Source organism: bacterium, assembly GCA_040756715.1.
Lineage (GTDB): Bacteria > UBA9089 > UBA9088 > UBA9088 > UBA9088 > JBFLYE01.
In genome coordinates this window covers 1-5,678 of the sequence record JBFLYE010000101.1, presented here as the reverse complement: position 1 = coordinate 5,678, position 5,678 = coordinate 1, and the positions used below count along the sequence as shown (strand labels likewise).

Sequence of the window (5,678 nt, the reverse complement as noted above, 5' to 3'; positions counted from 1 at the left end):
GAATCTCTGATATTGACTATGGTTTTTGTGAGAACCCTTGAGTTTAGATTTTAGGATGAAAATCTTTGCTGTTTTGGGAATAAATCATAAAGTAGCCAAAGGGGAATTAAGGGAAATGGTAGCCCTAAATTCTTCTTCCCTTAAAGATGGCTTAAGATTTGCAAAAAGGGCATTTGAGGAAATTGTCCTTCTTTCAACCTGTAACAGGACAGAGGTTTATGTAGCAGATTCAAGGAATAGCTTAAGGGAGAGGCTTACGGATTATATAAAAGGCTTCTTTAAAATAGACTTAAGCCTTTTAGAGCGATTTTATTTTTTTTCCCAAGCAGAGGCATTAAAGCATCTCTTTAGGGTTGCAGGATCGTTGGATTCAATGGTGATTGGCGAGGTGGAAGTCCTTGGTCAGCTTAAAAGTGCCTACAGGATTGCTTGTGAAAATAAAACAACAGGCAAAACAATAAATACCATATTTCAACATTCATTCAGAGTAGCAAAAAGGATAAGGACAGAGACAGATATTGCAAAGGGGAATTACTCAATCCCATCTATTGCCTGCCGCATAGCCTCTGAGAAATTAGGGGATTTAAGGGATAAAACAACAATCGTCATTGGAGCAGGAAAAATATCTTCAGTAACCCTAAAGCACCTGGTTGATAAGGGTGTAAAAACCATTTTTGTGGGAAGTAGAACCTTTAAAAGGGCAGATGAATTAGCAAAAAGATTTAATGGAATTGCCCTACATCTTAAGGATTGCTTTGAAAAACTGTCTGAATGTGATCTTCTTATTTCGCAAACATCATCACCCCATTATATCATAAAAGATATTCCAGAGAAAAGGAAAAACCCTTTGGTTTTAATTGACCTTGCTATTCCAAGGGATATCGAGCCAAATATAGGAAGGGCTCCAGGTGTTTTTCTTTATAATCTTGACTCTTTTCAAGAGGTTATAAATAAGACCCTTAAAACAAGAGAATACGGAAGAAAAAAGGCAGAGGCAATAATTAAACAAGAAATACAATCCATTATGAATTTAGGGTTTAGGGGTTAGAATTTATGTAATCTACGCACCTTATGACAAGAGAACTAATAAACTAAAAAATGTTAAATAAATCATAAATCTTAAATCATAAGGGAAAGCGAAGCCATTGTTTACTTTTTGCCAAGCTCTAGGCATACTATAAAAATGATTTACCGAACACATAAAAATACAGAATTAAGCCTTGAGGATGTAGGCTTGGATGTTACCCTTTGTGGCTGGGTGAATAAAAGGAGGGATCACGGTGGCTTAATCTTTATAGACCTAAGGGATATCTCTGGAATTATCCAGCTTGTCTTTAATCCAGAAATAGATGGAGCCTCCCATATTAAAGCCCATAGCTTAAGGAATGAATGGGTAATTAAGGTAAGCGGAAGGGTTTCCAGGAGGCCAAAAGGCTCTGAAAACCCCCATTTAAAAACAGGAGAAATAGAGGTAATTGTCTTAGGCCTTGAAATCCTTAATGAAGCAAAGACCCCTCCCTTTGAAATTGCTGAATATTCTGAGGTAAAGGAGGAATTAAGGCTAAAGTATAGATACCTTGACCTAAGGAGGGATTTTATGCAAAAGAATATCATTTTAAAATCTGAGGTTTATCAAAGGATAAGGGATTTTTTGAGCAAGAACGGCTTTTTTGAAATAGAGACACCACACCTTATAAAAAGCACACCCGAGGGAGCAAGGGATTTCCTTGTTCCATCAAGGCTCTCTCTGGGTTCATTCTATGCCTTGCCACAATCTCCCCAATTATTCAAGCAAATCCTTATGGTGGCTGGATTTGAGAAATATTTTCAAATTGCAAGGTGCTTTAGGGATGAGGATTTAAGGGCAGATAGGCAACCAGAATTCACCCAGCTTGATCTTGAGGCATCTTTTATTAGCGAGGAGGATATTTATAATGTAATTGAGGGCTTGATAAAGGACATATTTGAGAATGTTTTAAAAAAGCCTATAAAAACACCATTTCCCAGGCTAAAATATAGGGATGCAATGCTTGAATACGGAAGCGATAAGCCAGACACAAGGTTTGAGCTTAAAATAAAAGACCTTTCTTTCCTTTCATCCTCGGATTTTAAAATATTTAAAGAAAAAGAGGCAATAAGGGGGATAAATGTAGCTGGATATAATCTTTCAAGGAAAGAGATTGACGAGCTTATTGAATTTGCAAAGGGATTTGGAGCATCTGGCCTTTGCTGGTTTAAGGTAGAAGGGGATTCTTTATCCTCGCCAATTGCCAAGTTTTTTAAGGAGGATGAGCTTAAAAGGGTAGGAGAGGTATTTCAAGCAAAGGATTCTTCTTTCATCCTTATTGTAGCAGATAAAGAAAGGGTTGTTTGCGATACTTTAGCAGCTTTAAGGCTTAAATTTGGAAAGCCAGAGCCAGGCTTTAATTTTTTATGGATAATTGAGCCACCCCTTTTTGAAAAGGATAAGGATGGCAATCTTAAACCCTCCCATCACCCATTTACCTTACCCTTTGAGGCTGATTTTCCCCTGTTTTCATCCAATTGTGAAAAAATAAGGGCAAGGGCTTATGACCTTGTCTTGAATGGATGCGAGATAGGTGGCGGCTCTTTAAGAATCCATAAACCAGATATTCAAAGGATGGCATTTAAAAGCCTTGGGATAAAAGAAGAGGCAGAAAAGGAATTCTCATTCCTTTTAGAGGCTTTATCCTATGGTGCACCGCCACACGGTGGTATTGCCCTTGGCCTTGATAGGCTTCTTATGCTTATGGTAAATGCAGGGTCAATCCGCGATGTTATTGCCTTTCCAAAGACCCAGGCTGGTGTTTGCCCATTAACCGATGCACCATTTAAGGTATCAAAGGAGCAATTAAAGGAATTGGGGATTAGGATTTAGGTATATGTTTAGCGGTTAGACTATTGGTATGTGTTTAGCTCCAACATAAAAAGTATCAATCTTTAATAAATTCTAAATTCAAAATCCTAAACAATATCAAAATCCAAATGTTCAAAATCCAAAAACATCGGCCATTGTTTTGGTCATTTGGATTTTGTGCTTTGAATTTGTTTAGAATTTCGTGCTTATGTATTTAGAATTTTCCATATCTTCTTTCCTAAGTTTAGGATAGATTAAGCATTAGCTAAACACGTACGACTATTGTAGGGAAGAAAGATAATAAATCTTGTTCCAACCCCTTTTTTGCTCTCTATTCTTATTTCTCCCTTATGTGCATCGATTATCCTCTTTACAATAGCAAGACCCAACCCTGTTCCCTTTCTCTTTGTGGTAAAGAATGGATTAAATACATCTTTTATATGTTCTTCGTTTATTCCACACCCTGTATCAGAGACCTCTATTTCAACCCCAAAATCAAGGGGTTTTGTGGTAAATTCTATTTTTCCCCTGTGGTCTATTGCCTCGTAGGAATTTCTAATCACATTAACAAAGGCATCCCTTAATCTATCAGGGTCTCCCTTTATAATAGGAATATTTTCTAAATTTTTTACTACCTCTATTTCAAAAAGCCTATCTATACCAAATTCTATCAAAGCCTCATTAACTATCTTGTTTATGTCTACATCCTTTATTTCAAATATAGGGAGCCTTGAGAGGCCTAAAAGCTCTTCAATATATTTTTCTACCCTATTTGCCGCCTCCTCCATCCGATTGATCTTTTCTTTAAACCAGGCATCGCTTTTAAACCTTTTGTCTAAAAGATACATCCCAGCCTTTATTACATTCAGGGGATTTCTTATCTCATGTGCGGCTTCCTGGGCAATCTGGGCAAGGGTAGCAAGACGCTCCTTTTCAATAAGCTCATCCCTTACCTCTTTAAGCTCTTTATAAAGCCCTGATGTTTCTAAGGCAACGCCCAGCCTGTTGACCATAATGGTTAAAATCCATTTCTCCTCCCTGCTGATTTTTGAGGAACTGATCTTTCCCAATAAAAGAATAGCCTTTATATCATTCTTTACCCTTACAGGAAAGGCAATTATTGTTTTTGGTTTGTATGGTAAGAAAATAGGGGTTTCTTTTGATGTAATTATGGGCTCCTCTTTATTTACTATCTCTTTTATCAGCCATTCATCATTGCTTATTTCACCCTCCATTTTTAAGCCTATTTTTTCCTTAATAAAAAATATATTTTTTTCCTCATTTAGCAGCAAAATAACCCCTATTTCTGCCCTTAAAAACTCAATTGCCTCATCCAGAACAACCTTTAAAACCTCATTAGATGAGGTTGTAGCACCTATACTTGCGGCAACTGAATATAGAATTGAAAGATGTTTTAGCTTTTCCTCAAGGCTTTTCATTAAATAATGGCACAAACAACAATGCTTTTATTGTGAAATAAAGGTGGGCCCTCTTTTAATTGGCCTATCTCTCCAAAGGTATAGAAGCCAAAAAGGGGGACATCTTCTCCAAAGACCTTTTTTACTTCATCTATTTCTTTCCCTGCTTCATCATTTAATATCCAAACCCTTGAGATGCAATTAAATATAAGGACAGCCTTTGCCTTTTTACCCTTTAAAGAAGCAAGGGCTTCTTTGGAAGCAAAAGATGCAGAGGAAATTAAGGAATTCTTTGTTGCCTTCATTACCCTGACCACAGAATTTTCTGGAAGCTCTGCTGAACAGACAATTGACCTATCAGGGTTTGCACAAACAAAGTGTCTTATTAGGTATTCCTCACCCATCTGTGGCGAACCCAATGGATGGGTATGCGTTTCCTCAATTTTTCTAAAATCTATTGGCTCTATTTTCTCCTTAAACTTAAAATGGGAAATATAGGCATCAAAAGCAGGCTTTCCATCTAACTGATAAATTCTATTTCCTTCCGCCTTTGTTATTACCATAGGATCTCCATAAGGAGTAAATCCATGCTTTATTCCAACACCAGCTATTGGGGTATCTGAAAGAAGCAAGGCTGCTACAATAGAATCTGTCAATACCTCATCATTTATAATTTGATAGGTTTTAAGAAATTGGCAGTTATCACCTGCTGCACCACCAAGTAGATGAACATAAGGCCCTAAAACATTATAGATGCCTTTAACCATCTGGGTTCCATTTCCCGATACACCATCAGAAAAAAGAAAAAGTGTCCCTCTTGGCTCCTTAACTCCTTCTATAAGGCTATTTGCCAATTCCTCCCCTGCTTTTCTTGCATCCTTTGAAAAATCCCTTCCTACCCCAGTTTTTATGGTAAGGGAAGAGGAAATAGCCATTAAAACGCAAGAGTTATCCAAAACCCTGTCAAATGCTATCTCCTTTGAAGATGAACAGCCAATAATTTGACAATCTTTAAATATTTCCCTTACTCCCCTTAAAACATCAGGAATATTAAGCGAGACTGAGGAAAAAAGGATAACAAGATTTGGCTTTGCTATTTTCTTAAAAGCCTGTTTCGCTGCCTCTTTTCCTGCCTCAAATCCCTGTTTTTCCTCTCCTATTCCAATTGCAATTTCCATATAAAATAATGTATGTGTTTAGTCTCCTTAATATGTGTTTAAGCTTCCTCATTAAAGAGGGAGAAACGAATTGTTTATAAAAACGAATTGCTTAAATGATAGCGAATTTAAGCGAATATTCGAATCATTCGCTGCCATTCGCTTTCTGTTATTCGTTTCATTCGTGATTAAAAAATCTCCCTCAAAATTTAACATTTCTCTTTC

Annotated in this window: 4 protein-coding genes; 2 read left to right on the top strand and 2 right to left on the bottom strand. The window is 37.0% G+C overall.

Annotated elements, in window-relative coordinates; genetic code table 11:
• The first annotated feature begins 55 nt into the window (after positions 1–55).
• Positions 56–1,048: a glutamyl-tRNA reductase gene (hemA, locus tag AB1397_03890; GenBank protein MEW6482123.1), complete on the top strand. Its 993-nt coding sequence runs from the start codon at positions 56–58 to the stop codon at positions 1,046–1,048.
• 135 nt (positions 1,049–1,183) lie between these two features.
• Positions 1,184–2,899, top strand: a complete 1,716-nt coding sequence (gene aspS, locus AB1397_03885; protein ID MEW6482122.1) for an aspartate--tRNA ligase — start codon at positions 1,184–1,186, stop codon at positions 2,897–2,899.
• A 233-nt stretch (positions 2,900–3,132) separates the two neighbouring features.
• Here the strand turns inward: aspS and AB1397_03880 are convergent, their stop codons facing one another.
• Positions 3,133–4,317, bottom strand: coding sequence for an ATP-binding protein (locus AB1397_03880; protein ID MEW6482121.1), 1,185 nt, complete (start codon positions 4,315–4,317; stop codon positions 3,133–3,135).
• Entirely contained in the window at positions 4,317–5,474 is a 1,158-nt protein-coding gene (locus tag AB1397_03875) for an FIST N-terminal domain-containing protein (protein ID MEW6482120.1), read from the bottom strand. The genes AB1397_03880 and AB1397_03875 overlap by 1 nt, the downstream gene beginning before the upstream one ends.
• Between the last annotated feature and the right edge of the window lie 204 nt (positions 5,475–5,678).